At 38.0% G+C, this 26,368-nt stretch carries 20 protein-coding genes and 2 tRNA genes; 11 read left to right on the top strand and 11 right to left on the bottom strand.

From position 1 onward, the window contains the following. Positions 1-28: 28 nt before the first annotated feature. Positions 29-1,423, bottom strand: a complete 1,395-nt coding sequence (gene leuC / locus AABB81_RS02340; RefSeq protein ID WP_342158336.1) for a 3-isopropylmalate dehydratase large subunit — start codon at positions 1,421-1,423, stop codon at positions 29-31. Between the two features lie 377 nt (positions 1,424-1,800). Between leuC and AABB81_RS02335 the strand changes: the two genes are divergently transcribed. Further along, complete coding sequence (locus AABB81_RS02335; RefSeq protein ID WP_342158335.1) at positions 1,801-3,102, top strand: dipeptidase; 1,302 nt, start codon at positions 1,801-1,803, stop codon at positions 3,100-3,102. Positions 3,103-3,176: 74 nt separating this feature from the next. Here the strand turns inward: AABB81_RS02335 and AABB81_RS02330 are convergent, their stop codons facing one another. From AABB81_RS02330 to AABB81_RS02320, 3 genes are all read right to left on the bottom strand, one after another. Further along, a complete protein-coding gene (locus AABB81_RS02330; RefSeq protein WP_342158334.1) occupies positions 3,177-3,839 on the bottom strand; it encodes a hypothetical protein in 663 nt (220 codons plus the stop codon). 254 nt (positions 3,840-4,093) lie between these two features. Further along, the gene (locus AABB81_RS02325; RefSeq protein WP_342158333.1) at positions 4,094-6,241 is read right to left on the bottom strand and encodes a xanthine dehydrogenase family protein molybdopterin-binding subunit; all 2,148 of its coding nucleotides are present in this window, start codon (positions 6,239-6,241) and stop codon (positions 4,094-4,096) included. Between the two features lie 41 nt (positions 6,242-6,282). Continuing rightward, on the bottom strand, positions 6,283-6,759 hold the full coding sequence (locus AABB81_RS02320; RefSeq protein ID WP_342158332.1) for a (2Fe-2S)-binding protein: 477 nt from the start codon (positions 6,757-6,759) through the stop codon (positions 6,283-6,285). Positions 6,760-6,868: 109 nt separating this feature from the next. Between AABB81_RS02320 and AABB81_RS02315 the strand changes: the two genes are divergently transcribed. The 4 genes from AABB81_RS02315 (at position 6,869) to AABB81_RS02300 (ending at position 10,704) form a co-directional block, all read left to right on the top strand. Continuing rightward, positions 6,869-7,339 carry a hypothetical protein gene (locus tag AABB81_RS02315; protein WP_342158330.1) on the top strand — a complete coding sequence of 157 codons (471 nt, stop codon included), beginning with the start codon at positions 6,869-6,871 and terminating at the stop codon, positions 7,337-7,339. 15 nt (positions 7,340-7,354) lie between these two features. Next, entirely contained in the window at positions 7,355-7,960 is a 606-nt protein-coding gene (locus tag AABB81_RS02310) for a hypothetical protein (protein ID WP_342158329.1), read from the top strand. An 89-nt stretch (positions 7,961-8,049) separates the two neighbouring features. Next, positions 8,050-9,612 (top strand): arylsulfatase, encoded by a 1,563-nt coding sequence (locus AABB81_RS02305; protein ID WP_342158327.1) that lies wholly within the window; start codon positions 8,050-8,052, stop codon positions 9,610-9,612. Positions 9,613-9,666: 54 nt separating this feature from the next. Next, positions 9,667-10,704 (top strand): HAD family hydrolase, encoded by a 1,038-nt coding sequence (locus AABB81_RS02300; protein WP_342158326.1) that lies wholly within the window; start codon positions 9,667-9,669, stop codon positions 10,702-10,704. A gap of 24 nt (positions 10,705-10,728) precedes the next feature. On the opposite strand, the gene AABB81_RS02295 is transcribed toward AABB81_RS02300, so the two are convergent. The 5 genes from AABB81_RS02295 to AABB81_RS02275 all read right to left on the bottom strand — a co-directional run bounded on the left by AABB81_RS02295 (position 10,729) and on the right by AABB81_RS02275 (position 16,427). Continuing rightward, positions 10,729-11,154: a (4Fe-4S)-binding protein gene (locus AABB81_RS02295; RefSeq protein WP_342158325.1), complete on the bottom strand. Its 426-nt coding sequence runs from the start codon at positions 11,152-11,154 to the stop codon at positions 10,729-10,731. Between the two features lie 183 nt (positions 11,155-11,337). Then, positions 11,338-13,503 carry a tetratricopeptide repeat protein gene (locus tag AABB81_RS02290; protein WP_342158323.1) on the bottom strand — a complete coding sequence of 722 codons (2,166 nt, stop codon included), beginning with the start codon at positions 13,501-13,503 and terminating at the stop codon, positions 11,338-11,340. A 50-nt stretch (positions 13,504-13,553) separates the two neighbouring features. Beyond that, the gene (locus AABB81_RS02285) at positions 13,554-14,795 is read right to left on the bottom strand and encodes a hypothetical protein (RefSeq protein WP_342158321.1); all 1,242 of its coding nucleotides are present in this window, start codon (positions 14,793-14,795) and stop codon (positions 13,554-13,556) included. Positions 14,796-14,857: 62 nt separating this feature from the next. Next, entirely contained in the window at positions 14,858-15,634 is a 777-nt protein-coding gene (locus tag AABB81_RS02280; protein WP_342158319.1) for a DUF2490 domain-containing protein, read from the bottom strand. Between the two features lie 139 nt (positions 15,635-15,773). Then, entirely contained in the window at positions 15,774-16,427 is a 654-nt protein-coding gene (locus tag AABB81_RS02275; RefSeq protein WP_342158317.1) for a hypothetical protein, read from the bottom strand. 295 nt (positions 16,428-16,722) lie between these two features. Here AABB81_RS02275 and AABB81_RS02270 point away from each other — a divergent pair. Next, a tRNA-Ser gene (locus AABB81_RS02270) sits at positions 16,723-16,806 on the top strand. A 22-nt stretch (positions 16,807-16,828) separates the two neighbouring features. Next, positions 16,829-16,903 (top strand) — tRNA-Pro (locus AABB81_RS02265). Positions 16,904-17,587: 684 nt separating this feature from the next. On the opposite strand, the gene AABB81_RS02260 is transcribed toward AABB81_RS02265, so the two are convergent. After that, entirely contained in the window at positions 17,588-18,616 is a 1,029-nt protein-coding gene (locus tag AABB81_RS02260) for a LacI family DNA-binding transcriptional regulator (RefSeq protein WP_342158316.1), read from the bottom strand. Between the two features lie 211 nt (positions 18,617-18,827). On the opposite strand from AABB81_RS02260, the gene AABB81_RS02255 reads away from it, so the two are divergent. The 4 genes from AABB81_RS02255 to AABB81_RS02240 all read left to right on the top strand — a co-directional run bounded on the left by AABB81_RS02255 (position 18,828) and on the right by AABB81_RS02240 (position 24,689). Continuing rightward, positions 18,828-20,279: an MFS transporter gene (locus tag AABB81_RS02255; protein WP_425287331.1), complete on the top strand. Its 1,452-nt coding sequence runs from the start codon at positions 18,828-18,830 to the stop codon at positions 20,277-20,279. Positions 20,280-20,290: 11 nt separating this feature from the next. Beyond that, positions 20,291-21,232: a carbohydrate kinase family protein gene (locus tag AABB81_RS02250; RefSeq protein ID WP_342158312.1), complete on the top strand. Its 942-nt coding sequence runs from the start codon at positions 20,291-20,293 to the stop codon at positions 21,230-21,232. A gap of 45 nt (positions 21,233-21,277) precedes the next feature. Beyond that, a complete protein-coding gene (locus tag AABB81_RS02245) occupies positions 21,278-23,038 on the top strand; it encodes an alpha-amylase family protein (RefSeq protein WP_342158310.1) in 1,761 nt (586 codons plus the stop codon). Positions 23,039-23,507: 469 nt separating this feature from the next. Further along, positions 23,508-24,689: a cysteine desulfurase family protein gene (locus AABB81_RS02240; RefSeq protein ID WP_342158308.1), complete on the top strand. Its 1,182-nt coding sequence runs from the start codon at positions 23,508-23,510 to the stop codon at positions 24,687-24,689. 14 nt (positions 24,690-24,703) lie between these two features. Here the strand turns inward: AABB81_RS02240 and AABB81_RS02235 are convergent, their stop codons facing one another. Beyond that, complete coding sequence (locus AABB81_RS02235) at positions 24,704-25,810, bottom strand: XdhC family protein (protein WP_342158306.1); 1,107 nt, start codon at positions 25,808-25,810, stop codon at positions 24,704-24,706. Positions 25,811-26,368: the final 558 nt, after the last annotated feature.

The following is a 26,368-nucleotide window of genomic DNA, read 5'->3' as shown; positions in this document are numbered from 1 at the left end:
ATATTCCTTTTTGATGAAATAAATCTTTTTATAATAATTCTCTTGGATCAGTGACTTTACCTGTTACGGCTGCAGCAGCTGCCATCAGCGGACTGGCGAGCAAAGTCCTTGATCCGGGGCCTTGCCTTCCTTCAAAATTTCTATTCGAAGTACTCACCGCATATTTTCCCGCAGGTACCTTGTCGTCATTCATCGCTAAACAAGCTGAACAACCGGGTTGACGCAGTTCAAAACCTGCTTCTTCCAGAATGTCTAAAATCCCTTCTTTTTTGATCTGATCTTCTACAATGTGAGAACCGGGCACTAACCAGGCTGTGACGTGCTCCGCTTTTTTCCTGCCCTTTACGATCGATGCAAAGGCCCTGAAGTCTTCTATCCTTCCGTTTGTGCAACTTCCCAGAAATACGTAATCAATCTGCTTGCTCTTCATGGCTTCACCTTCGTTAAAGCCCATGTAATTTAATGATTTATCATAGGTAGCCTTTCCTCCTTCAACTTGATTTGCCAAAGGAATATCCTGTGATATTCCAATACCCATTCCGGGGTTTGTCCCGTATGTAATCATCGGCTCAATTTCTGCAGCATCAAAAGAAAACTCTTTGTCAAAAACAGCATCCTTATCAGTTTTGAGCGTTTTCCAATAGGTCATGGCTTTATCCCAAGCTTCATCCTTAGGACTAAATTGCCTGCCTTTGATATAATCATATGTTGTTTCATCAGGTGCGATCATTCCTCCTCTTGCACCCATTTCAATACTCAGGTTGCAAACGGTCATTCTTCCTTCCATGGTCATCTGCTCAAATACATCTCCCGAGTATTCTACAAAATATCCGGTAGCGCCTGAAGTTGATAATTTTGAAATTATAAAAAGCGCTACATCCTTAGGACTTACTGCCTTTCCGAGTGTCCCGTTGATGTTGATACGCATCTTTTTTGGTTTTGGCTGCATTATACATTGTGTAGACAGTACCATTTCCACTTCAGAAGTTCCTATCCCAAAAGCTATCGCACCAAAAGCACCATGGGTTGAAGTATGTGAATCACCACAAACTATGGTCGAGCCAGGCAGGGTAATTCCATGCTCTGGTCCTACAACGTGGACGATACCGTTATTGTGATCACCAAGGCCCCAATGGAGGATACCGTACTTTTTGGCATTCCGTTCCAGAGTTTCCAATTGATTCGCCGACAGGGGATCTTTTACAGGAAGATGCTGATCCATAGTAGGTGTATTGTGATCTGCAGTAGCGAAGGTACGCTCAGGAGACATAACCCCTACTCCCCTGCTTTCAAGACCCAGGAAAGCCACCGGGCTCGTTACTTCATGAATAAAATGACGGTCGATAAAGAACACATCCGGACCATCTTCAATTTTACGTACCACGTGGGTATCCCAAACTTTGTCAAATAACGTTTTACTCATAATTCTTTTAAATCTAAATTTTTTCAGTATTACCAAAGGCAGTGCAAATTTATTGCTTTAGATCATTTCTACCGATAGTTTTTTTAATCTTTTTACAATGTTCAAATACATTTCTCCGGTCTAATGATTGTGATAAAAATATGAGCCATCTGCTTTTTTTAAATGATATTGTGAATATTTAAAATTATAGGATGAAAAATTGCAGAATTATCAAAAGAAACAGCTGGTACTGAATATTGTTTATTTAAAAACTCCAACGCCAGCTGTTCATTAGCCTATTTTTCTTTTTCCACTTTGTTACAAATACGATTTTTAAGTCGATAATTATTGTACTTTTAGGCCATCCTTTATCAAATATAAAATCAAACTCAGCTCAAATGAAACTAAACTATTTTACACTCTCCTGTATCCTCTTTTCAACTTTTATGATCGCTCAAACAAGGCCACCGGAGAGTGAAAACAGGATGAGACAAAGGGCTGTGAAAATTCATGAATCGGTTATCACCATCGATACTCATAATGATATCGACATAAATAATTTTACTGACGAAATCAACTACACGCAAAATTTGGACACCCAGGTTAATTTGCCTAAAATGGAAAAGGGCGGACTCGACGTGTCTTGGCTGATCGTTTATACAGGTCAGGGAAATCTTGATAAGGAAGGCTATAAAAAAGCGTACAAAAATGCCATGGATAAATTTGACGCCATACACAGGCTCGTTAAAAAATACGCCCCTGAACAGATAGAACTGGCACTCAGTGCCACTGATGTGAAAAGGATACACGCTTCAGGAAAGAAAGTTGCCATGATAGGAGTTGAAAATGCCTACTCAGCAGGGACAGATTTAAGCAATATAGAGAAGTTTTATAATAAGGGTGCCAGATACATGTCTCTTGCTCACAATGGCCACAGTCAGTTTAGCGACTCCAACACCGGAGAAGATGATGGTGTATGGCTGCATAACGGATTAAGTGAACTCGGTGAACAGGCCGTGGAAGAAATGAATCGTTTGGGCATCATGATCGATATTTCCCATCCTTCTAAAGATGCCAACATACAGATGATTCAAATGTCCAAAGCACCTGTAATCGCTTCTCATTCATCGGCAAGAGCATTGTGTGACGTAAGCAGGAACCTCGATGATGAATTATTACAAATGATCAAAAACAATGGTGGAGTGGTTCAAACCGTAGCTCTTGACAGCTATATTGATCTTGATAAATTCAATGCGAACAACGACGCGAGTCAGGTTTTGTACCAGGAAATTGCAAATGAACTGGGTGTAGCATATCTGACCTGGGATGAGGTGAAAAATTTATCTGGAGTCGCCTTGGAAGAGGCTTATGACAACGCTTCCAAAATTTTAAAAATTGCTTCAACACGAAAAGAAGAGATCAATGCCAAATACCCGATGGTCAATGTAAGGGATTTTGTGAATCACATTGATTATATGGTCAATAAAATGGGTATAGATCACGTTGGGATCAGCTCAGATTTTGACGGTGGCGGAGGCATTGAAGGCTGGAACGATGCCTCGGAAACGTTTAATGTTACTTACGAATTGGTAAGGCGAGGCTATTCGCAAGAAGACATCGCCAAACTATGGGGTTTAAACCTTTTAAGAGTAATGGCACAAGTAGAAGCCGTCGCAAAAAAAATACAGACGTCTAAATAATACCGCTAAATATTTTTCTGTTAAATATGATTTAGAGCTTGGTCAGAACAATATTAAACAGTTTCAAAATAATGTTAATATTCCGGGGTGATCATGATATGTGCATTATACCTTCCGGGAAACATTAACCATGGATGGCTCGATTTATTGGGAGCCAGCGGAAGCCCGGTGGTTTCCTGTGTAGCATATGGTATATAAACCACATATCTGTATTTGGCATTTTCAATAGTGCCGGTCTCTTCATTAAAATAAGCATTATCACCGTAGTAAATATGTAAAGTGGCCGGTGATTCCGGAAGTGGCATTTTACCAGAAGCGGCTTCTTCTGCACGTATCGCCTCTTTTTCTTCACGGGTCTTTGCTTCTGCTGCCAGTTCACGTCCCCGCGCCATCATAGGCTCCAGACTTTTATGATAACACACCACTTGAAAGCCTTCTTTTTGAGGATCATCGGCGATACAAATAAAATCATTGAAACCTTCTCTAAGTATCATAAAATCACCTGTATCACTGTAGCCATATACCATGGCCTCATTCCTTCCCTCAATGGGAGCGGCTAATACTGCCGAGGCAATTTGTTGATCAGGGCTAAGTTTTTGATTGGCAGGAGCCTTAAAAATTGAGGTTTCCACGCTATCCTCCTTTTCTGTATTAATGATTTCATTCTTTTTATAAGAAGGTTTTGTACAAGAGAATGCTATTAGGCTAAAAATAATTAAATAGGTTGTGATTTTCATGTTGATTTTTTTAAGGTAACTCAGGCTAAGATAAGCTTTTTGACTATTTCGACAAAATGAGTGAAAAGTTGTTTGATATTTAGGGATTTTAACTTTTCCTTGTCACAATAATTTAAATCACATGACGTTATTAATCATATAAGGATAATCAAAAAAGTCATAGAGAGTTAAATAGCCTTGAGGGGGGCTTATGATCAAACTAAAAACATTTAAGATCTAAATGTTCAACTATTGAAACTCACTATGACTTTTTTTTATGTTACAATACCGAAGTCCTTTAATGGTAAGCTTCTATATCTTTTTCCGGTGGCATTGAATATCGCATTTATAATTGCAGGTGCTATTACAGGAACGCCGGGTTCACCAATGCCGGTCGGAATCTCACTGCTTTCAATAATTTCAATGTTGACCTTTGGCGTCTGATGTATTCTTAACATTTGATAATCGTGGTAATTGCTTTGTTGCACTATCCCCTTTTCCAAAGTAATGTCCCCATAATAAGTCAACGACATCCCAAAAATAGCAGCTCCTTCAAGTTGAGCTTTCACAGTATCGCGATTGACTACGGTGCCACAATCAACAACGGTAAAAACTTCATGTACTTTTAGTTGACCATCAATAACAGAAACTTCAACTACCGTCGCCACATAGCTGTAAAAACTGTAATGAACGGCAAGCCCCAATCCATGGCCTTCAGGGAGTTTACGTCCCCAACCTGCATTTTCGGCTGCTTTTCTTAACACATTTTTAAGCTTGGCTGTATCCAATTTATAGGCATTTTCTGAAGGATAGATCCTGTTTGACCCGATCATGTTTAATCTAAATTCCAATGGATCCTTACCGGAAGCATGGGCAAGCTCATCTGCAAAAACATTTACTGAGAAACCATGGATAATATTATAGACAGACCTTAACCATCCAATCCTTAAGTGCGCAGGAGCCCTACCATTCTCAAAGGTCGTATTCGAAATCTCATAAGGCATATTGGTCATTCCCTGTTGAAATTCGAATCCAGCACCATGGGTTACCCCAGGTATAAATGTTGATGTAATAGAAGGATAAGCCGTCCTGTGCAACCATCCGGTTACTGAATTGTATTTAATGGAGGCTTTTAAATACTGAGCGCTAATGGCATGATAATAACTATGTTGAATGTCATCTTCCCTGGTCCATATCACCTGAACAGGTTGTTTCGAAATTTGAGATAATGCCACCGCCTCAAGTACATAATCAGGCTTTGATTTTCTTCCAAAACCACCTCCTAAAAAAGTAACATGAACCGTTACCTTATCGAGATCTATATCTAAAAAATCACTTATTTCCTTTCTTGTGGTTTGGGGCGCCTGAACCGGGGCCCATACTTCACAACTCCCCTCTTTGACATGGGCCGTTGCGTTTGGAGTTTCCATAGGGGCATGCACAAGATGAGGTAAATTATACGTAGCTTCAACCACTGTATCGGCCTCATCAAATGCTTTTGACACGTTTCCTTCTTCTCTTATCGATTTACCTTTTTCATGAACATTTGCAGTGATCACTTCCATAAACTCACTGCTTGAATAGGTTTCATTTTCCCCGTAATCCCATTCAACTTTCAGCGCTTTTTTTCCCTGTATTGCAGACCATGTATTAGAAGCCACCACGGCAACTCCACCGAGTGCTCCAAATGGTTTTTCAATTCTATCCACCCTATGTACCGCCTTTACGCCAGAAATTTTCAGACTATCCCTGTCGTCAAAAGACCTGATACTTCCAAAGGTTACCGGACACCTCTGGATACAGGCATAGAGCATATTATCAAGTTTGATATCCATACCGTATTTCGGAATGCCTTTTACGAAATCACCGGCATCAACACTTTTCAGTTCTTTACCAATATAAATAAATTCATCAGGTGATTTCAGTTTTGGCTCATCAGGAATCGCCATCAAGCCTGCTTCGGACACCAAATCCCCATAAAATATCTTTTCTCCCGAATCACTTCGAACCACATAATGTAATGCTGTCTTGCAAAGGTCTTCTGCTATATTCCAGCGCTTCGCTGCAGCTCCTATGAGCATGGCCCTGGCCATTGCACCCATTTTTCTCATGGGTTCGTAAATAGTTCTAATACTTCTGGAACCATCTGTATTCTGGTTGCCATAAGCATCATCACCAGGTGCTTGTCTTACCTGTACACGCAACCAGTCAGCATCCATTTCATCAGCGATTACCGAGGTCAATGAAGTCCGCACACCTTGTCCCATTTCACTTCTTGATGCGATCAAAATCAAATCCCCATTGGGTTTGAGCTCAACGAATAAATTGGGTGTAAAATTGCCGTTGCTGCTTTTTGTGTTTATGGCACTGCCCTCCCCCCCTGCATCACAAGCCAGAAGTAAACCACCACTAAAAAGGCTCATGTTTTTTATAAAAAAACGGCGCGATATAAAAGATTCAGTTCTCATACGCCTTTAGTGTTGTGCAACTCATTCTTCATCGAAGCCGCCAAGTGTATTGCCTTTCTGATTCTGACATAAGTACCGCAGCGACAAATGTTTCCGCTCATAGCAGTATCAATATCCTTGTCTGAAGGATCAGGGTTTTCTTTAAGCAATGCCAGTGCACTTACTACTTGACCCGGTTGACAAAAGCCGCACTGAGGGACATTCAATTCTTCCCAGGCTTTCTGTATTGTTGAATGCTCACCGGCAACACCTTCTATACTAATCACATTTTGATCCTTTACAAGCGAAACCGGTGTAATACAAGATCTGATGGCTTTACCATCAAGAAGTACCGTACAAGATCCGCAGACACCAAGCCCGCAACCAAATTTCGTCCCGGTAAGTCCAAGAACATCTCTTAAAACCCATAAAATGGGCATATCAGGTGAAACATCAACCGAATAATCTTTATCATTTACTTTAATATTGATCATAAATCTTGTTTTGGTTTTCGATACTTTGTAAAGTTAGCATTTTTAATTAATTTAGTTGATTCACTAAGAACCGCAGTTTTTAAGTAAATAACCCCTAAACCTAATGAACATGAAAAAAATAACCCTTTTAATTACAGCATTTTTAACTTTTAATTTGTCATTCGCACAAGATGATATGGCCGAAGAAATTGCCATGATGCAGGAAATATTCGGCGTTGAAAAAGCTTCCATCATGGAGCAAAATATAGATCTTTCAGGTGTCAATAGTGATGCTTTTTGGAAACTATACGATGAGTATGAAAAACAGCGTCAAGAGCTCGGCATGGCCAGAATAGAATTATTACAAAAATATACAACCAAGAAAGGCGCTTTAACAAATCAGCAGGCGAAAGACCTTATGGCTGAAGCTGTACCCCTTAGGAGCGCCGGAGATAAATTGATTTTGAATTACACAAAGCGAATTGAGAAAGCCACCAATGCTTTGGTTTCTGTCCAGTTCTACCAGATCGAAAATTATATTTCTGACGGTATTCGGTTTGCCATTCTGAACAATATTGATTTTATTCAAGACAAGAAATAAAATCAAACAATTCTTATGAAGAATATTTTTATCGTTATGGCTGTTTCATTAGCCTTCGCTCATAGTGTTAGTGCCCAAAAGGTTGAAATTACGCCACATTACGGATATCAGGTAGGTGCCAAATACAATTATTACGGTGGGTATTTAAAGCTGAAAAGCTCTGAACAATATGGGCTCACTTTTGGTATTAATGCAACTGATGACATCACATTAGAATTTATGTGGGCACAGCAGAATTCCAATGTGAGAATTAAAGATTTTCAATTCTACCCAAACGAAACAGAGTTGACCGATGTGGTTGTAAATCATTATCAACTAGGTGCAATTCATATGTTTGGTTATAATGAAGCGAGACCATTTATTGGTCTTTCTGCCGGATGGTCAAGCTTTAATCCTGATATCGACTTATATGACGGCACCACGACTTTTACCCTTGGTATAAGTGGAGGACTAAAATATTTTTTTAGCAATCGTATTGGAATCAGAATTCAGTCTCAGTTACTCATGCCCGTGAGTTGGGGTGGTGTTTACATCGGTGGCGGAGGTGGTGGAGTTACTGCTGGTGGCTCTATCCTTCAATTGAATTTTAGCGGAGGCCTGATTGTCGGGCTGGGAGATTAAATTAAAACAATTTTTGTCATGGCTCTCTTAAAAATATATAGAGCTATTTTCTTTATCGTTAATAAATAATTTTAACCCCCCCCCTTTTTATGAAAAAACAAAAACTAATAACATTATTAACCCTGTGCTTATTGACGGCAGCATCAATTTCGGCACAAAAAAAACCCAATATCTTAGTGATATGGGGTGATGACATTGGCACTTGGAACATCAGCCATAATAACCGTGGAATGATGGGCTATAAAACGCCAAATATTGATCGTATAGCTAAAGAAGGTATAGGCTTTACAGACTATTATGCACAACAAAGTTGTACAGCTGGACGTGCTGCTTTTATTGGCGGAAGCGTTCCGGTTCGTTCGGGAATGACAAAAGTTGGTATGCCAGGAGCTCCGGAAGGCTGGCAAAAAACCGATGTGACTATGGCAACCGTTCTTAAAGGACAAGGTTATGCCACAGGACAATTTGGTAAAAATCATCAAGGTGATCGTGATGAACATTTACCAACCATGCATGGTTTTGATGAATTTTTTGGAAACTTGTACCATTTAAATGCTGAGGAAGAGCCAGAAAATTTTGATTATCCTGGAGATATGATCCTAAAGGATGGTCAGACCTTTAGAGATAAATTTGGTCCTCGTGGTGTTATTCATTCCTGGTCAGATGGAAAAGGTGGTCAGCGTATTGAAGATACGGGCCCATTGACAAAAAAACGTATGGAATCCATTGATGACGAAAGTGTTGCAGCTGCAAAGGCATTTATTAAAAAGCAGGTTGAAGCCGGAGAACCATTTTTTACCTGGTGGAACGGTACACGTATGCATTTTAGAACTCATGTAAAAGAGGATAGACGTCATGAAGGTAATGATGAATATACTGATGGTATGATTGAACACGATATGCATGTTGGGCAACTTTTAGATTATTTGGATGAATTAGGTATAGCTGATAATACAGTCGTGATGTATTCTACAGATAATGGCCCGCACTATAATACTTGGCCGGATGCAGGCACAACACCATTTCATGGTGAAAAAAATAGTAACTGGGAAGGTGCTTACCGAGTTCCTGCTTTTGTTCGCTGGCCTGGGAAATTCCCGGCAGATATTACCTTAAATGGTATAGTATCCCATGAAGATTGGTTGCCGACATTTGCTGCCATAGCTGGTGATACTAATGTGAAAGAAAGATTACTTAAAGGAACAACAATCAACGGTAGAACTTATAAAAATCATATAGATGGCTATAACCAATTAGATTATCTTACTGGCAAAGTAGAAGAATCACCAAGAGAAGGGTTTATCTATGTGAATGACGGCGGATCCATTGCAGCATTGCGTTATGGAGATTGGAAAGCTACTTTTTTAGAAAATAGAGCCAGACAACTTCAAATTTGGTTAGAACCTTTTGTTGAATTGCGAGCACCCTTATTAGCTAATCTACGTCGTGATCCTTTTGAAAAAGCGTATCAAGGTTCTAACACTTATTATGACTGGTATATTGACAGGGCTTATATTCTAATATCAATACAAGGCTATGCCTTTAATTTTCTTTCAACATTCAAAGAATACCCTCCTAGTCAAACAGCTGGAGACTGGAGTTTATCAAAAGTTGAAAAACAAATTGAAGCAATGATAACAAAAAGTAATTAATCTACATTTAAAAAAGGCAGGTTCAAAAACCTGCCTTTTTACATTATATATGATATGCAACATTTTAGAAGACTATACCTGGCCAGCTTTCTTCTATTGACTTCATTCATGTATTCTTGCGATACAGAAAAGCCAAATGTAAATAGTGAAAATTCAGCATCAACATCGGTTGAGGACCCTTTGCCATCATGGAACCAAGGACAAACCAAGAGCGCAATCACAACTTATGTAGAAATGGTTACTACATCCGATAGCCCTGATTTTATTCCTATTAAAGATCGTATCGCCACTTTTGACAATGACGGAAATCTTTGGAGCGAGCAACCTGCCTACTTTCAATTATTCTTTGCCATTGACAGGGTCAAAACCATGGCTGCAGATCATCCTGAATGGGCAACTGAGCAACCCTTTAAAGCGGTATTAGAAAATGATATGACCGAACTGGCTAAACAGGGAGAGCATGGCTTATTGCAATTGGTCATGGCAACCCATGCCGGAAATACAACAGAAGAATTTAAAGCAGACGTTCAGGAATGGATAAAAACAGCCATACATCCAACAAAAAAAGTTACTTATGATAAATTGGTGTATCAACCCATGCTCGAATTGCTGCAATATTTAAGGGCGCATGATTTTAAAACTTATGTTGTCTCAGGTGGCGGTGTTGATTTTATGAGGGCTTTTGTCATGGAAATCTATGGTATTCCTGAAGAGCAGATCATTGGAAGCAGGATAAAAACAAGCTTTGAATATAACAATGGAAGTCCTGTTATTAAGCGTTTACCGGAGATTGAATTTATCGATGACAAAGAAGGTAAACCCTTAAATATTCAAAAGATTATAGGTAAGAAACCTGTCTTTGCCTCCGGTAATTCTGATGGAGACCTGCAAATGATGGAATGGACCGCATCGAATGAGCAGGAAAGTTTTATGCTATACCTGCATCATACTGACGAAGAAAGAGAATGGGCCTATGACAGGGAATCACATATCGGAAAACTGGATCAAGGCCTCGATCAGGCCATAAGAGACGGCTGGACGGTCATCGACATGAAAAATGACTGGAAAGTGATCTATCCGTTTGAAAAGTAACAACTTGAGAACATATACAAGCCATTAACCTACAAATCCAGCTCCCTTGTGATTACCATCGCAGTAAGGTTTATTTTGTGAGGCCCCGCATCGGCAAAAGGCTGCCATTTTTTCTTTGGTCTCAACTGTACCATCATGAGACTTGACTTCTATAGTCCCTTTCACTAACAAGGGTCCATTTTTCATTAATTCTACTTCTGTTTTCATATTTTTATTTTTTTTAGATATTTCATTTTTTAAATAACTCAGCGCCCCTGACGGACATTTATCGATTTGTGCTTTCAATTGATCGACAGATGCGTTTTCCGGTTTAATCCATGGTTTGGCCTTTGGATTATATACATGCGGTAATTCCTTTACGCAAATCCCTGAATGAATGCATTTTTTAGGCTCCCACAAAATAGTCAGTTCGTTTTTTTTATATTTCTTAATGATGTCTTTGGATTCCATAAACGGATGGTTGTATTAATTTTTTAGATCAAAATTTTTTTACAAACTATAGTCAATTATACTCAAAGATAGTTAATAACAAACAGAATTACTATTTAGCGATAAGATGAAGAGAAAATAAAAGGCCTTAAAAATAGAACAAATTCACTATTTCATCTTTCCAGAGATCCTTAGAAAATTTCGTTAAGAAGCTTGAATTTCTTTCATAAGCTGGTTAGCCTCCTGTATTTTTCCCAATTCTTTCAATATCAATGCGTATAAATATTTTATTTCCTGATTGCCAGGCTCTATACCAAGCGCTTTTTTTACTTGAATTTCAGCCCGTTGATATTCCTTGATCTGATAATAATAAGTTGCAAGATTATACATGGACCTGCTGTCCTGCGGATCCAGATCAATAGCCATTTTCAGGTCTTGCTCGCCAATCTCATTGTTTCCCAACTCAAAATGAAGCAAGGCCCGCAGATAATAGGGCCGCCCTGCATCAGGCTGTTTATCCATCCAGGTATTCAATGTTTCAAGAGCCTTATCCATTTGTTGATTTATACTGTAGGCGGTAGCCAGATTGGTATATACCGGATATAAAAGACTATCCATTTTTAATGCCATTTCATAGTGCTTTATAGCTGATCTATAATCATTGGCTTGCATAAAATAATCTCCCAACTGTAAACGCCCGGTCGAAAAATCTGCATTGCTATAAAGCATTTCCTCTAACTCTTCCCTGGCTTTAAACAAGCTGAGTTTTTCAGACTCTGTCCAGTCATCACCCTCAAAGCCAATCACTAGTTGGGCGCTTCCTATTCGTACCAGCCTTATTGAATCAACCATATGTTTCTGAGCGACAGCAATTCTATCCTGAGGGCTCATAGTTCTAAATTGCATCAAGGCATTATATCGAACAACTGCTGATGAATCATTTAATGCCGTCAGTAACGACTTTAATTGCTCCTCATTTGTATAACTCAGGTTATTGATCACAGTCGATCTGGCGATGGCAGGGTAGTTAAGATCATTGATAAAAGTGTCCAGTTTCTGCCTCTCCCTAGGATTGAGCTCCGGTTGATTGCTTATCAACAGATAATCCGAAAAATGGGGTCTTCTTTCTTTTCCATACCAGTTAACCACCCATTCTGCGGCCCATTCTTCTGATTTATCGTTATGGCATTCACTACAAGCATTTGGTGTTCCGTATTCAACACTTTGATCTGGCCTGGGTATTCTAAAACTATGGTCGCGTCTAAAATCATTGCCCATATAGTATCTTCCTGTCATATGACAATTGATACACCGTGAAGCTTCTGTATTGGCCTCATGGAAATGATGTTGAGGTGCATCATAAGTATCCGGCACATGACATTGTAAACAAAGCTGATTACCGGTCATTTTAAGTTTGTTGGAATGTACATTATGGCAATCGCCACATTTTATACCCTGGGCATGCATCTTGCTTTGTAAAAAAGACCCATAGACATAGTCTTCTTCTAATATCTGTCCGTCGAGATGATAGAACTGAGAAGAAATATTTTGAACCATGTACTGGTCTTCAAAATTCAATCCCGGAATCAAATCTTTTGTCAACTTTACCCTTCGTGCATGGCAAGGTGCACACATATTCATTTGAGCTTGTTGATCATTACCCAATATAACCTGCATATTCTTATCTGTTTGACCAGAATTGGCCCAGTTGATATGCTTCTCACCGGGACCATGGCAACTTTCACAACTCACGTTGATAGAAGAATATGTGGTGTGAAAAGAATCCTTTTCTACAAAATAATTCTTTTTCAAATTTGTTGAATGACATTCTGCACACATCGTATTCCAATTCTGCGCTCCCCTGCTCCAATGCAACCAGTCAGTGATGATGATTTCATCCCCTGCATATTGATGAAACCACTTTTTCTCAAGCGTATCCCATGTGACTCTTAGGACCTGTTTCTTACCATCCTTAAAATCCACAATATATTGTTGCAAAGGAGTAAGTCCAAAGACATACGTTATCTTATACTCATTCTCCGACCCGTCAAGTTCAATGGTTTTAACAAAAAAACCAGATTCTTTCTTATAAAAAAAATAGCTGACCCCATCCAAACTTACCTTCACATCATTAAAATCGCCCAGAACAGTCGTGTCGTCAACTAATTGCATGGCCTTGTCATGATGAGACCCTTTCCAATCCTTAAAAGCCTCCTGATGACATGTAGTGCAACTTTCGTCTCCCACATATCCTTCTGTCTGTAACGAGGTCAGTGACTCAATTTCTTTGTATTCGTTTTTATCATTCGAATTTTCACAGCTGATAAGAAATAAACAAAACAGTAAAGTTGTGAGACTAAATACTTTCATATATGTGAGAAATAGAATGCTAAACTAGGTGATTCATCAAAAAAGACCAACTATAAATAGAACATAAAACCAAAACTGATCCTCATGGCATCTCTTACTTTACCATCTTCAATAAAATCACCATTGGCTATTCCTTCAAAGTTGATTTCCTTGGCCCCATAGTCGAGTTCCAGACCAATTGTCATTCTTGGGAAAGGTTCATACATCAGATTGATAATTCCATAAAAATGAAAATTGTTAAAATCTCCTTGATAAACGGTTTCTTCCTGATCCTCATCGCCCTTTAGAACAATGTCCTTAACATCATAGAAATCATATTTTGTACTCCCGAAAACTACATTACTGTGGAATCTGGGAGTAAAAAAATACTCATATGAGATCCAGCCTCCAAAGGCTGGAGTCGATACAAACTGGTCATCAATATTAGGGTATCCGTCATATCCCAGTCCTGAGATACTTGTCATATAAGCGGTAATACCTGTACCTCCTACGAATTGAAATTGTAAATTATTCTTTCTATCCGTTGCGTAAATACCCGAAAAGGCCAGGCCATATCCCAAAAAATTATCAGTTTGATCATTGAATTTATACCTGATATTTCTCAAAATAGAAGACAATCGAATATGCCCCCAGTCATACTTGTTTTTTATGGCAAACGTAAGGTCAGGGGTTACCTGATAAGCCTCTTCTACATCAAGGTCTATTTCCTGCAGCGAAATATAATTAGTTATAGGTGCCTCTAAACTTATTTCATAAATCCAGCTGTCTTTTTTGAAATTATTACTGTATTTAATATGGGGCGTTCTAAGCCAGATTCCAGAGGGAGGTCCTTCCCACTCCATAATATTCGGCCATATATCTTCGTCACCAAAATTATTCCAGTTTTGGCCAATTTGCCAATGCCTGGATTCTACAAAAGCCTTTCTTAAGCGCATACGACCGTTCCCTCCCCAAAAATCAAACTCAACTAAAGAATAAACCTTCTGTTCTTCTTTTTCAACATAAGTCGCTTCCAATTTGATTTGGGTCTGATAGAGGTCCATATGAAAACTACTGGAATCATCTGTGCCAAAAACATCTATCATCCCTACATTAAAAGTTTCACTTTCCTGTAAGCCACCGAAAACATCGTAAAAACCATTTAATTTTAGATTGGCACCTACGCTCCCTCTAAGTTTGGGGAGCCCGTCAATCGAATCTTTGGAGCTTAGGCTTAAATAGCGGTCCTGACTTAATAGCAAGGCAGGTAAACATAATAAACTACAAAACAGAAAGTGGTTTCTTACCATCATAATGAGTTAGATGAAGGTGTCTAAAATAATAAAAAAGAACCACTTTTGTAAAGTATTCAGACTTATTCTATACCTCCAACAGGATAATGTGGTAGGTCTTCATCTTTCTTTTTACGCAAGTCAGGAGACAAATAGAAGAACAATCTGACCGTATGGTTCAAATCATACTGATAGCCGCTATATTTTTGCTGCAATACGGGCATATAACCAAAATCAAAGATCCAGTCTTTATTGAGCCTGTGGCTGATTCCTATAAAGAACCTGTTTTGGTCAAAGGTATTATAGATGATCTCATTTCCAAAATGAAAAAGGACTTCGTCTGCAATAACCAATCTTGGTTTTTTTTCATCCTCAAAAACACGTATGGATGCCGAAAACAAGAACCTAACCCTATTCGAAAACCTGATGCGATTCACACTTCCATCAGGGTTTAGAACCTCGTGCCATCGCTGCTCGTTTCTTATTCGCTGCAGAAACCTGGCGCGTCCGTTTATACTGCGCCAAAGAATCTGTTGGTAAATCCTTTTTTCAAGAACATAATTAAATCCTCCATCCTGTGCCTTTTGTGCCAACCATAGTGCGCCCAGCCCACTGGCAGCAGAGATCTTATCGTTAAACCAATAAACTCCACCTGCCCTTAAAAAATAAAAATTAGGGTCTTTTAAAAAATCGTTTCTACGAACATGGAAATCACCCATGGCACCCCAGTGATCACTAAATCGCCAAGTGGAATTGATACTGGTCCAGAATTGTAGCTGATTATTGATTTCCTTTTCAGTTTGAGCCGAAGCTGACAAACATAAAGTTAGGAAAACAAAAATGATAATTAGTCTCTTCATAAGGTGGACAAAAATACAAAATAGGTATAGAAACGAGATCAATTAACGAATGAATCTAAGAAAACGATTTCGCTATATATAGGTCAAAAAAAAGGCTTAGGTGATTTTACCTAAGCCTTAAAATATTTAAAAAAATATATTATTTGCTCAACTGTTTTGCAACTGCATCTGCATATTGTGGTGCCACTTTAGATGCCGATTTGGGATCTGTAATATCAATCGAAATAACCCCTTGTAATTGTTTGCCAGGCTCCTTATTTAAATCGTACATAACAGTTTCCAAACTATAAGTTTCTGAGGTATAGGTTCGTGTTTCAGAAGGCACATAACTTCCACCATAACCGTATCCATAAGGAGAATATACACGTCCGTAATATCCACCGAATCCACCATAGTAACCACCATAGTATGAAGGATAATAACCACCGGATACATATCCGCCTGTCTCAGATGTTACAACCTCCTTACTCATATCTTTCAAAACAGTAAGTACAACTCCACTGAAACCTTCATTTTTTATAATCTGAATTCTTTGAGCAACTTGTTCTTCAGTTAGTTCCTGATTTTGCTTCATCGACGGGAATTTCTTATAACTTTCTGTCGCATCAATACCTGCTGCTCTTAATCTATCAGCAATTTCCTGTTCAAATCTTTGACGGCCCACCATATCATCCGATCTGGCAATTACCAATATTTTTTCATCTTTCAAGTCTCCTATCTCATCACCCTTCCATGAATCCACTACTTTAATGCCAGAACAACTTCCAAAAATCAATGCTAGGGTCAATAGCATTATAAATTGTTTAAATCTTTTCATACTTGTTTTTATTGTTAAATGTAATTATATAATATCAAAACAAATATAACACATTTTAGATTCATTGTATTTGTAAAATTAAAAATTAACAAGGGCATATGATATACGAGCTCACTGTAAAAAAAGAATTTAATTTAGCACGAAAGAGATTGAAATAATTAATTAAAACCCGGTCCCTTTATTTTGGTAAAATAAAATGAAAAATGTTTGCAGGATTCTATTCCATATAATACATTTGCAAACCTAAAATTTAGTTCTTTTAAAAGTTATTGGAGAGGTGCCAGAGTGGTAATGGAGCAGATTGCTAATCTGTCAACGGGTAACCGTTGCCAGGGTTCGAATCCCTGTCTCTCCGCAGAATGATAAGATAACCGATTCGGGGTGTAGCGTAGCCCGGTTATCGCGCCTGCTTTGGGAGCAGGAGGTCGCAGGTTCGAATCCTGCCACCCCGACAATAAAAGCTTTGCAAATTTTGCAGGGCTTTTTTTATGCAGTTGTGTGAGCTTGCTCATAAAAAACTGTAAAAAAAAGAAATGCACTACCAAAGGGAGTCAAAGCTTTTATTGGCATCGTTCCCCGAACCAGGATCACCGACCGGAGGGAGGTAATCCTTGGGGGATATCGAATCATGAATATTGAATATCGAACAAGGAATGTCGAATTTCGAATGATTTTACTTTGGCATCGTTCCCCAAACCAGGATCACCGACCGGAGGGAGGTAATCCTAATGGAATTTAGAATAATGAATATTGAATATCGAAGGCGCAGTCTTCTAATGCAAGAAGGTAATACTTGATTAAAGTGAGAAGTGAGAAGGATAACTCATCACCTCGCGCGTGAGCACCTCAGTTCCGAGGCGATCACTTCCGAGGCGATGAGTTCCGAGGCGATGAGTTCTGAGGTGATGAGTTCTGAGGCGATGAGTTCCGAGGCGATGAGTTCTGAGGTGATGAGTTCCGAGGCGATGAGTTCCGAGGTGATGAGTTCCGAGGCGATGAGTTCTGATCGAACAGCGAATGTCGTGTCTTATAAAGGATCAACTGCTGTCAGGAGCTAATCCGGGGTTGAAGTGAGAGGTGAGAAAACCGCCTGACGCAGGTAGGTGTTATGTTGACAAAATGTATTAAGTAAATTATTACGAAGCCGTCGATTCTCTTACAATTAACTTTGTCTCCAATTCAATAATTTCAGGATAGTATGATTCCTTGTTTTTTTGCATCGTAATTTCCTTATAAAGCTGTTTAAAAGCCATTTCCCCCATCAAATAACCCGGTTGGTCAATCGTTGAAAGCGCTGGTGATACTACCTTAGACATAAACCAATTGCTAAAACCAATAATTTTGATATCATCGGGAACTTTAACGCCCAATTTGTTACATTCTGTCAAAGCACCAATGGCCACTAAATCTGTGCTGATAAAAATACCATCTACATCATCATGATCCTCAAGTAATTTCCTGGTATTCATTTTACCCTCTTCAAAACTTGTATCATCACATTCACTGATGTAAACCAATGCAGGATCGTAAGGTAAACCATTATCCAGCAATGCTTTTCTGTAACCTAAAAACCTGTCAATTGAATTTAAAGGTAACAAGGATCCTCTAAAATGAGCTATGCGTTTACAGCCTGCATCGATTAAATGCTGCGTTGCCGTATAAGCTGCTTTTCGATCATTGATGATCACTTTCGAGCAATTTACTAATTTGGCAATTTTATCAAACATTACCAGAGGTTTCTTTGAAAGCACAACTTGATTTAAATGATCAAAATTGGTAGAATTATTCGCCAAAGAAATAATGATACCATCTACGTGTTGATTTAAAAGTAAGTTAATCTGTTTCTTTTCCAACTCATATGACTCATTTGACTGAAGAATAATCACTAAATATCCTTCTTTTTCTGCCTGATTAACAATACCTTTTATGATCGTGGAAAAAAAATGATGGACAATTTCAGGAATTATCAAACCAATTGTTCTAGACTCCTTCCTTCTCAAATTAACCGCAAAAGCATTAGGTTGGTAATTTAATACTTTGGCCAACTCCTTAACTTTTAGCTTGGTTTCCTTACTAACATCGGGGTAATTCTTTAAAGCTTTTGACACCGTAGAAACAGATATATTTAATTGGCCTGCAATTTGTTTTAAAGTGACGGGTTTCATAGTATTTGTTATTCAAGACAAGTTATGAAAAAATTCGAAAACGATTTCGTTAAATTCGAAATCGTTTTCGTTAAAAATATTGAAACTCAGACTATATAAAAGTGTAAATTGCTTTGTAATTCCCATAAAGGCCGCATTAAGAATAGATATTGAGATTCATTTTCTACCAAATGTGGTCATTTTTAATTAGATTTTTAATCAGGTAAAACAGATAATGGCTGGTAAGATTAGATTAAGTTTTTGGCAAATACTAAACATGAATGTTGGTTTTTTAGGTATTCAATTTAGTTTTGGTTTGCAACAGACTGCAGTAAATCCTATTTTTTCTTTTTTAGGGGCTCACCATGAAGACTTACCACTACTTAATTTAGCAGGACCTGTCACAGGTCTTTTGGTACAACCTATTATAGGCGCCATTTCTGATAAAACATGGTCTCCACGGTGGGGAAGGCGAAAACCGTTCTTCTTATTTGGCGCTATTTTAGGAAGTCTGTGCTTGTTTGCTTTTCCATTTAGTCCCGGTTTATGGTTTGCAGTTGGCTTATTATGGATTTTAGATGCAGCGAATAACACAGCGATGGAGCCTTACAGGGCCTTTGTTGGTGATAAACTCATCGACAGTCAATTAACCTTTGGGTACCAAATGCAGAGTTTATTCGTGGGAGCCGGTATAGTATTGGCCAATGCTTCATTGTTCTTATTTCAAGATTGGTTTAGCGAACCGGTTGTAGAGGGTGGTTTATGCGCAGAAGCCGCAGTAACGACCATACCTGCCTGGGTTTATTATTCCTTCTTTTTAGGAGCTATCACTTCAGTAACAACCATTTTATGGTCTGTATTTAAAACCCCGGAAATACCGCCGTCAAATAAAGAATTATTGGAAATCAATAAAAGTAAAGAGCAACCTTTTACGTCAAGATTGCTGGACCCAATAAAAGAAATTATTCGTGCTATTGGCGGCATGCCCAAACTCATGAAACAATTGTCTTTGGTCTACTTTTTTCAGTGGTATGCCTTATTTATCTACTGGCAATTTATTGCCCCAATGTTAAAGACCAGTTTACTTGGCATTAGCAATGAAGATATTCTCAAATCCGAAAGTATTATGGACAGTTGCAAGGCAGGAGAAACTGTTAGCCAACTCGATATGTCTTTCGCACAAAATATTCAATCACTTTCTGAACAAGCCTTAAGTCAGGCTGCCTTAATGAATGGGACTTATAATTTTGTAACGATGATTGTAGCCTTATTGATGGTTCCAATAGCTGCCAAGTATGGTAATAAAAAAATATATGTTGTCAGTTTGTTCTTTGCTGCAATTGCGATGTTAAGCATGCCGTTTATACATGACAAATGGTTACTGCTCGCCCCTATGGTTTTACTGGGTATTGGTTGGGCGGCAATGATGGGTATTCCTTATGCCATGGTTTCCAGAGTAATTCCTGAAGAAAAAAGAGGTGTTTACATGGGGATTGTCAATATGATGATCGTAATTCCCATGCTCATACAAACCATTTCTTTCGGTCCAATTATTAAAAACATATTAAACAATAATGCTGTCAATGCCATTTTATTCGGAGGTGTTTTTTTCGCTATTGCAGCGGTTTTAGCAACGCAATTACAATCGGCAAAAACCATTGATAAAAAAGAAGCAGATTTATAAAAACTATTATTTTGAAGAAAGATATAGAAACTATAGATATTCTCTGCGTTGGAGAAGCACTTATTGACTTTATCGGACAGCAGTCAGGAGCCCAAATCAATGACACTAGTGACTACCATCGGTATTTAGGGGGATCTCCTACAAATGTCGCGATGAATTCAGCAAGATTAGGATTAAAATCTGCTGTTGTATCCAGCGTTGGCAATGATGGTTTTGGATCATATATTATTGATGAACTTAAAAGAGAAGGTGTTAAAATCGATTTTATTAAGAAAATAAATGATGAACCATCTTCCATTATTTTTATTACCAGAACGAACGAAACCCCTGATTTCGTGCCCTTTCGAAAAGCTGATTATCAGATCACAGAGGATCAAATCACCAAAGAAACACTTTTAAAAACAACTATTTATCACACGACATGTTTTGCATTAAGCAAAAATCCGGCTCAATCCGTTATTTTAAAAAAAGCAGAGGAAGCCTTTCATCTGGGGTGCAAATTAAGTATTGATATAAACTATGCCGAGAAGCTTTGGAAAAGCAAGAACCAGGCGCTTGGCATAATAAAATCATATTGCAGGTTTAATCCCCTGGTGAAGATTAGTGAAGATGACATGTTAAGGCTATTCGAAAAAAAATTGCCACATGAAGATATTTTTGATTTTTTTCATTCCAAAGGAGTGGAAATTGTTTGCTTGACTTTAGGCCGCAATGGTGTTAAACTATCTCAAACAGGGAAAAAAATAATAGAATTACCAGCGATTCAGGTTGACAAGGTTATGGATGTGACGGGTGCGGGTGATGCCTTTTGGTCTGGCTATTTATTTGCCTATATAAAGGATAAACCTCAAGATACTTGTTTAAAAATCGGACTACAGTTAGCTGCTTTAAAATTGCAAAATGTTGGTAGATTACCGGATAACATAAAAATATTATCCCAACTTCTTGAATAATTCCTCATAAGACAATGCAGAGTGAATTTTAGTTTTTAAAAAGACATGATAAAAGAGAGCGACCATTTGAACACTTCTGATGACTTTAACGGCGTCATGCTAAATGCTTATCCTGACAGTATAGGGCAAAATCTGCATGATTTGACCTGCATGCTAAAAATGCCGGAGTTTAAAAATGTTTTTTCCTTTTTATACATATTACCTACCTTTTTTAATAGTGATCTGGATCGTGGATTTTCTATTGTAGACTATAACCTGAATTCGGATTTGGTTCGCCAGGAAGATTTAAAAGCTTTGGAAGATCTGAACATTGGTTTGAAGTTTGATATAGTTTTAAACCACTTATCGGTAGGGTCTCCTCAATTTAAAAGTATTCTAGATAGCGGAAAACAATCTGAATATCTGAACTTTTTTATCGATTGGAATGCGTTTTGGGAGGGAAATGGTGAAATGGGTAAAGACGGAGTTATCATTCCCCATGAAAAATTTCTCAATAAATTATTTATGAGAAAATCAGGTTTACCCGTCTTAAAAGTACTTTTTCCGGATGGAACAGAGAAGCCTTATTGGAACACTTTTTACCAGGATATCAGTTACACCAAACTTACACAAAGTGATTTAAATAATTTAGGCGATTTAAGTCAGGAACAAATTGAATTCATTATTAGCAAAGTCAATACGGCCATTGAGCAAAAACAAGATTTTAACACTATTGACTTTGAAGACTTTAATCACCTGAAAGATAATGTTTTAAAAATCGTATATCGAAATCGTAGTTATCTGGGTCAAATGGATGTAAATGCAAAATCTCAGTTGGTTTGGGATTTTTATGAGGAAACACTTTCAAAATTAAAAAACTACGGAGGGCAAATAGTAAGATTGGATGCCTTTGCCTACTTGCATAAAAAGGTGGGGGCATCAAATTTTTTTAATAAACCGGGTACCTGGCATTATTTGGAAAGAATAAACCAAATAGCTGTAAAGAATAAACTAATCCTGTTACCCGAAATTCACGCAGAATATGGTATGGGACTGCATGATGATGTAGCTAGAAAAGGTTATCGAATTTATGACTTTTTTCTACCCGGATTGATGATTTATGCCATTGAAAACGGAACCAGTAAGGCGCTTTTAACCTGGGCCAGAGAAATTATTTCCAAGGGATATAAAACTGTGAACATGTTGGGATGTCATGACGGCATACCAGTTTTGGACCTGAAGGGGAAGGAAGTCAATGGCATATTCAACAAGGGCTTGCTAAATGATGCAGACATAGAAGGCCTTATGAAAACAATCATTGAGCGTGGAGGAAGGGTTAAAAATTTATATGATTCATCAGGACAAAAAATTTCATATTATCAGGTAAACGCGACTTTTTTTAGTGCCCTGGGTGAAGATGAACGCAAATTATTACTGGCCAGAGCCATTCAAATGTTTATGCCCGGAATTCCCCAGGTCTGGTATTTGGACCTTTTTGCCGGTAAAAACGATGATCAAGCTGCCGATAAAGGAGGAGATTCAGGCCATAAAGAGATTAACCGGTCAACGCTAAACATGCAAGAAGTTAGAAGTGGCCTTCAAAAGGATATTGTGCTTAAACAATTGGATATGATGAGGTTAAGAAATACATCCAAAGCATTTTTGGGCACCGTGAATATTAATGAAACTTCCGGTAGTGACATCAATATCGAATGGGTGAACCAAAACGATAAGGCTCTGTTATATGCAAATCTTAAAACCTTTGAAATCAGTATCAGCTATACACAAAACGGTTCAATGAAATCAATGAATTTTTTAAACCCTTAAAGACCGGCCCGTTGTCATCATACAATATGAGGAATTATTCCTTTGTCAAATATTTAATCCTCATTGTCCCTGCGGCTGACTGAGCAGGTACTGTTCAAGTTAATTCAGTTTTTGAGGTGCGTAAGATTTATCGATTTTTATTAAAAACATAAAAAAACCACTTCATTCTCATATTGAGAATGAAGTAGTTTTTTACTATGGACGGTATTCTTGTAAATTTAATACTAACCTATTTGATCTGAATTTGGTCACTGGTTTTAAAAGTATTGAGCCATTCAACTTCACAGTCACAAGATTCAAAAAATGCTTCTAAAGCAGATGGTGGCCATCCCCAACAAGGCTGCTAATCGCTGCAACATTAAAAAAAATGGGCTTATTTTTTTCATTTCAGGGCAGCTGATTAGTACATTTTTTAAGACAATTCACATAATTTCACCTAAATTTATATCCATGAATTTTTACAATGTCTATGAATAACAGAATTTATTTAGATTATAATGCAACAACACCCTGTGATCAGAAAGTGGTAGATCATATGAGGCCATTTTTCAGTGAGTTATATGGGAATCCTTCCAGCGCCCATCATTCTTATGGCTGGCTGACGAAAGAAGCTATTGAGGATTCAAATAAATTAATAGCCAATTCTTTGGGCGTTTCAGCAGAAGATTTGATCTATACTTCTGGTGCGACTGAAAGTATCAATATGGTATTAAAAAGTTTTAGTAGTAAATTTAACCTTAAAGGAAGTCATATCATTACTTGTAAAACTGAACACAAAGCAGTGCTGGATACCTTGGGTTTTATGGAAAAATATGAAGGTGTAACTGTCACCTACCTGGATGTTGATGCACATGGCCTCGTTGATCTGGACCAATTAAAAGAAGCTGTCAGGCCTGAGACCATTTTGATTTCTATCATGCATTCAAATAATGAGACAGGAGTTATTCAACCCCTGAGAAAGATCCGGCAAATGGTTAAGGGAAAAAATATATATATTTTTAGTGATGCTACACAGTCATTGGGAAAAGTTGATTTAGACGACGTATTTGATTCGGTGGATTTTACCTGTTTTTCTGCACATAAAGTCTACGGGGCAAAAGGTGTTGGACTGGTGTATGTGAAAAACAAATTTGAAAACAAAGTGCTTCAATCATTGATTCAGGGAGGAGGTCAGCAGAAAAGGCTTAGAGGAGGAACATTGAATACGCCCGGAATAGCCGGTTTTGCCAAAGCTATAGAATTGTCTATTGCTCTGGGTAAAAAAGAACAAAACAGGTTAATTCATTTAAGGAACAAGCTTGAGTCCGGGTTACTTGAAATTGAAGATTCATTTTTGAATGGAAGGAGCGTTGAGAGGCTGCCGAACACCTTAAATATTTCTTTTGCCTATGTGGACGGATTTAAACTTTTAAGTGCCCTTAGTAAATACATGGCAGTTTCTAACGGTTCTGCATGTAACTCGGCCAATGAGAATCCTTCTCATGTTTTGCTGGCAATGGGCCTTGATCATAGCCTTGCGTTTTCTTCTATCCGCTTTAGTCTGGGAAGGTTTACAACAGACTACGATATTGATCGTGTCATACCAATTGTTGAGCAGGAAGTAGCAAAGCAGAGAGACAGTAATATACTTTGGGAACGAAGATTATTTTAAAACCTTTTCACAAATCAACTTCTGTCGTGAATAGGATTTGTTTTGTTTCTGAGCATTCCGCCTTCTTTACCTGTAAAAGAACTCATGATTTCAGAGCAGATGCTTAATGCAATCTCTTCGGGTGAATCAGCTCCGATTTCCAAACCACAGGGCGCATGAATTCTTTCAAGGTCTTGTTCACTTAACGGATCTCCCCCTTCTTCAAACTTGTTTTTAATATTTTCAAATCGTTTTTTTGGTCCTAAACTTGCAATGTAGGGAGCTGCACTCTTAATTGTGCTTTTTAGATTTTCGGCATCGGTGTTAAAATCATGTGCCATTAAAATTACTGCTGTTCTGTCGTCTATTTTTGGTCTTTCCGTCAAATGTTTCGGGTAAATGTTTTTGACCTGTTTTAAATGCTCCTTTTTCAGCTTTTGAATATTGCCCGTCAAACTAATTTGCCAATCCAGTAAACCTGCTAACTGTATCAAGGGATATACATCATAATTATCACCATAAATAGCAAGGTGGTATTGAGCCGGAATTAATTCAACATGGAAGTTTAACAGGTCGTCACTTGCAGTGTAAGTGAAACTCCTTGATTTGCCTTCATCCATAACCTGGTCTATTTTACTTAAGATGAACTTTTTTATTTCATTTGATTCTATTCCCTCCAGCATCTTTGTATCTGTATCATAATAAAAAGACCGACCAAGTTGAAAGTATTCTTCTTTCAAGCTTGAGGCAGTTATTGTAACAATAATATGGGTTCTTCTCTGTGAGGTACATTTTTCCAGAATCCTGATATTCTCAGAATCAACTGTGACAGGTGTCAGCAAGACATCAATGATTCCATTGCATCCCAGTCCTATACCAATTTCCATTTCTTTCGAAGTATCATAGGTTATTATCGTCGGTTCTTGTTTTAAGATTGCTAATTGAGATCTCTTCAGGGTATCTCCTTCCAGGCAGCCACCACTGATGCCTCCTTCGAAAACTCCGGATTCAAATACAATCATTCTCGCTCCTTCCCTTCTGTAAGAAGATCCTTCTACCCTAACCACCTGTGCCAAAGCACATTGTTCACCAGTCGATTGCCCATCCTTAAAATATTTTAAAATGGATTTAATTTCTTTCATTTTCTTCTATTTTTATTCAAAATTAGATAATTTTCTGCTCAAATATTCACATATCCGCAAAATTAGAGTGAAAAAAATAACATGATTATTGTGTTTTTATGCAAATGAAAATCAATTTAGGTTTTATTTTTTTTTTCAATGAATTAAAGGATAGATGGAACCCCAAAAAACACCTTGTTACAAGACTAAACCAATCATTATTTTGGAAAGAACACCTTCCAGAAGAAATGGTTTTATTTCTTTCTTGTCAACAGCTTTAATTATTATCCTGCCAAAATGACCATTTTGCATAGCGGCCTATTCAGGTGCATGTGCGAATAAAACCAACTTCGTTCATTTACAGTGAACCTCAATCTTACTTTGTGATAAATACTACTGGAGAAAATGTTTTAAACGTCGTCTTTTTGTTTCATGCATTATTAAATTGATATATTTCCTCAGGCTAACCTTGCTAAGGCAAAAGTAAAAAGCTATTTAACCCTATACAAATAGCGTACAAAGATTTGAGAACGCCAGCCTTTTAGGAACTGATAAAAAGAGCCAATTCTGTTGCGCATT

This window comes from Lutimonas vermicola (assembly GCF_038433205.1).
Classification (GTDB): Bacteria; Bacteroidota; Bacteroidia; order Flavobacteriales; family Flavobacteriaceae; genus Lutimonas; species Lutimonas vermicola.
The sequence above is the reverse complement of the archived record's forward strand: the minus strand, read 5'-3'. Positions and strand labels throughout refer to the sequence as shown.

Coding starts and splice junctions, on each gene's coding strand:
- AABB81_RS02285 (WP_342158321.1), bottom strand. CDS start 14,795: ATGATGGTAAGAAACCACTTTCTGTTTTGTAGTTTATTATGTTTACCT.
- AABB81_RS02240 (WP_342158308.1), top strand. CDS start 23,508: ATGAATAACAGAATTTATTTAGATTATAATGCAACAACACCCTGTGAT.
- AABB81_RS02325 (WP_342158333.1), bottom strand. CDS start 6,241: ATGAGCCTTTTTAGTGGTGGTTTACTTCTGGCTTGTGATGCAGGGGGG.
- AABB81_RS02245 (WP_342158310.1), top strand. CDS start 21,278: ATGATAAAAGAGAGCGACCATTTGAACACTTCTGATGACTTTAACGGC.
- AABB81_RS02330 (WP_342158334.1), bottom strand. CDS start 3,839: ATGAAAATCACAACCTATTTAATTATTTTTAGCCTAATAGCATTCTCT.
- AABB81_RS02300 (WP_342158326.1), top strand. CDS start 9,667: ATGCAACATTTTAGAAGACTATACCTGGCCAGCTTTCTTCTATTGACT.
- AABB81_RS02290 (WP_342158323.1), bottom strand. CDS start 13,503: ATGAAAGTATTTAGTCTCACAACTTTACTGTTTTGTTTATTTCTTATC.
- AABB81_RS02315 (WP_342158330.1), top strand. CDS start 6,869: ATGAAAAAAATAACCCTTTTAATTACAGCATTTTTAACTTTTAATTTG.
- leuC (WP_342158336.1), bottom strand. CDS start 1,423: ATGAGTAAAACGTTATTTGACAAAGTTTGGGATACCCACGTGGTACGT.
- AABB81_RS02335 (WP_342158335.1), top strand. CDS start 1,801: ATGAAACTAAACTATTTTACACTCTCCTGTATCCTCTTTTCAACTTTT.
- AABB81_RS02320 (WP_342158332.1), bottom strand. CDS start 6,759: ATGATCAATATTAAAGTAAATGATAAAGATTATTCGGTTGATGTTTCA.
- AABB81_RS02260 (WP_342158316.1), bottom strand. CDS start 18,616: ATGAAACCCGTCACTTTAAAACAAATTGCAGGCCAATTAAATATATCT.
- AABB81_RS02275 (WP_342158317.1), bottom strand. CDS start 16,427: ATGCTATTGACCCTAGCATTGATTTTTGGAAGTTGTTCTGGCATTAAA.
- AABB81_RS02295 (WP_342158325.1), bottom strand. CDS start 11,154: ATGGAATCCAAAGACATCATTAAGAAATATAAAAAAAACGAACTGACT.
- AABB81_RS02310 (WP_342158329.1), top strand. CDS start 7,355: ATGAAGAATATTTTTATCGTTATGGCTGTTTCATTAGCCTTCGCTCAT.
- AABB81_RS02305 (WP_342158327.1), top strand. CDS start 8,050: ATGAAAAAACAAAAACTAATAACATTATTAACCCTGTGCTTATTGACG.
- AABB81_RS02280 (WP_342158319.1), bottom strand. CDS start 15,634: ATGAAGAGACTAATTATCATTTTTGTTTTCCTAACTTTATGTTTGTCA.
- AABB81_RS02235 (WP_342158306.1), bottom strand. CDS start 25,810: ATGAAAGAAATTAAATCCATTTTAAAATATTTTAAGGATGGGCAATCG.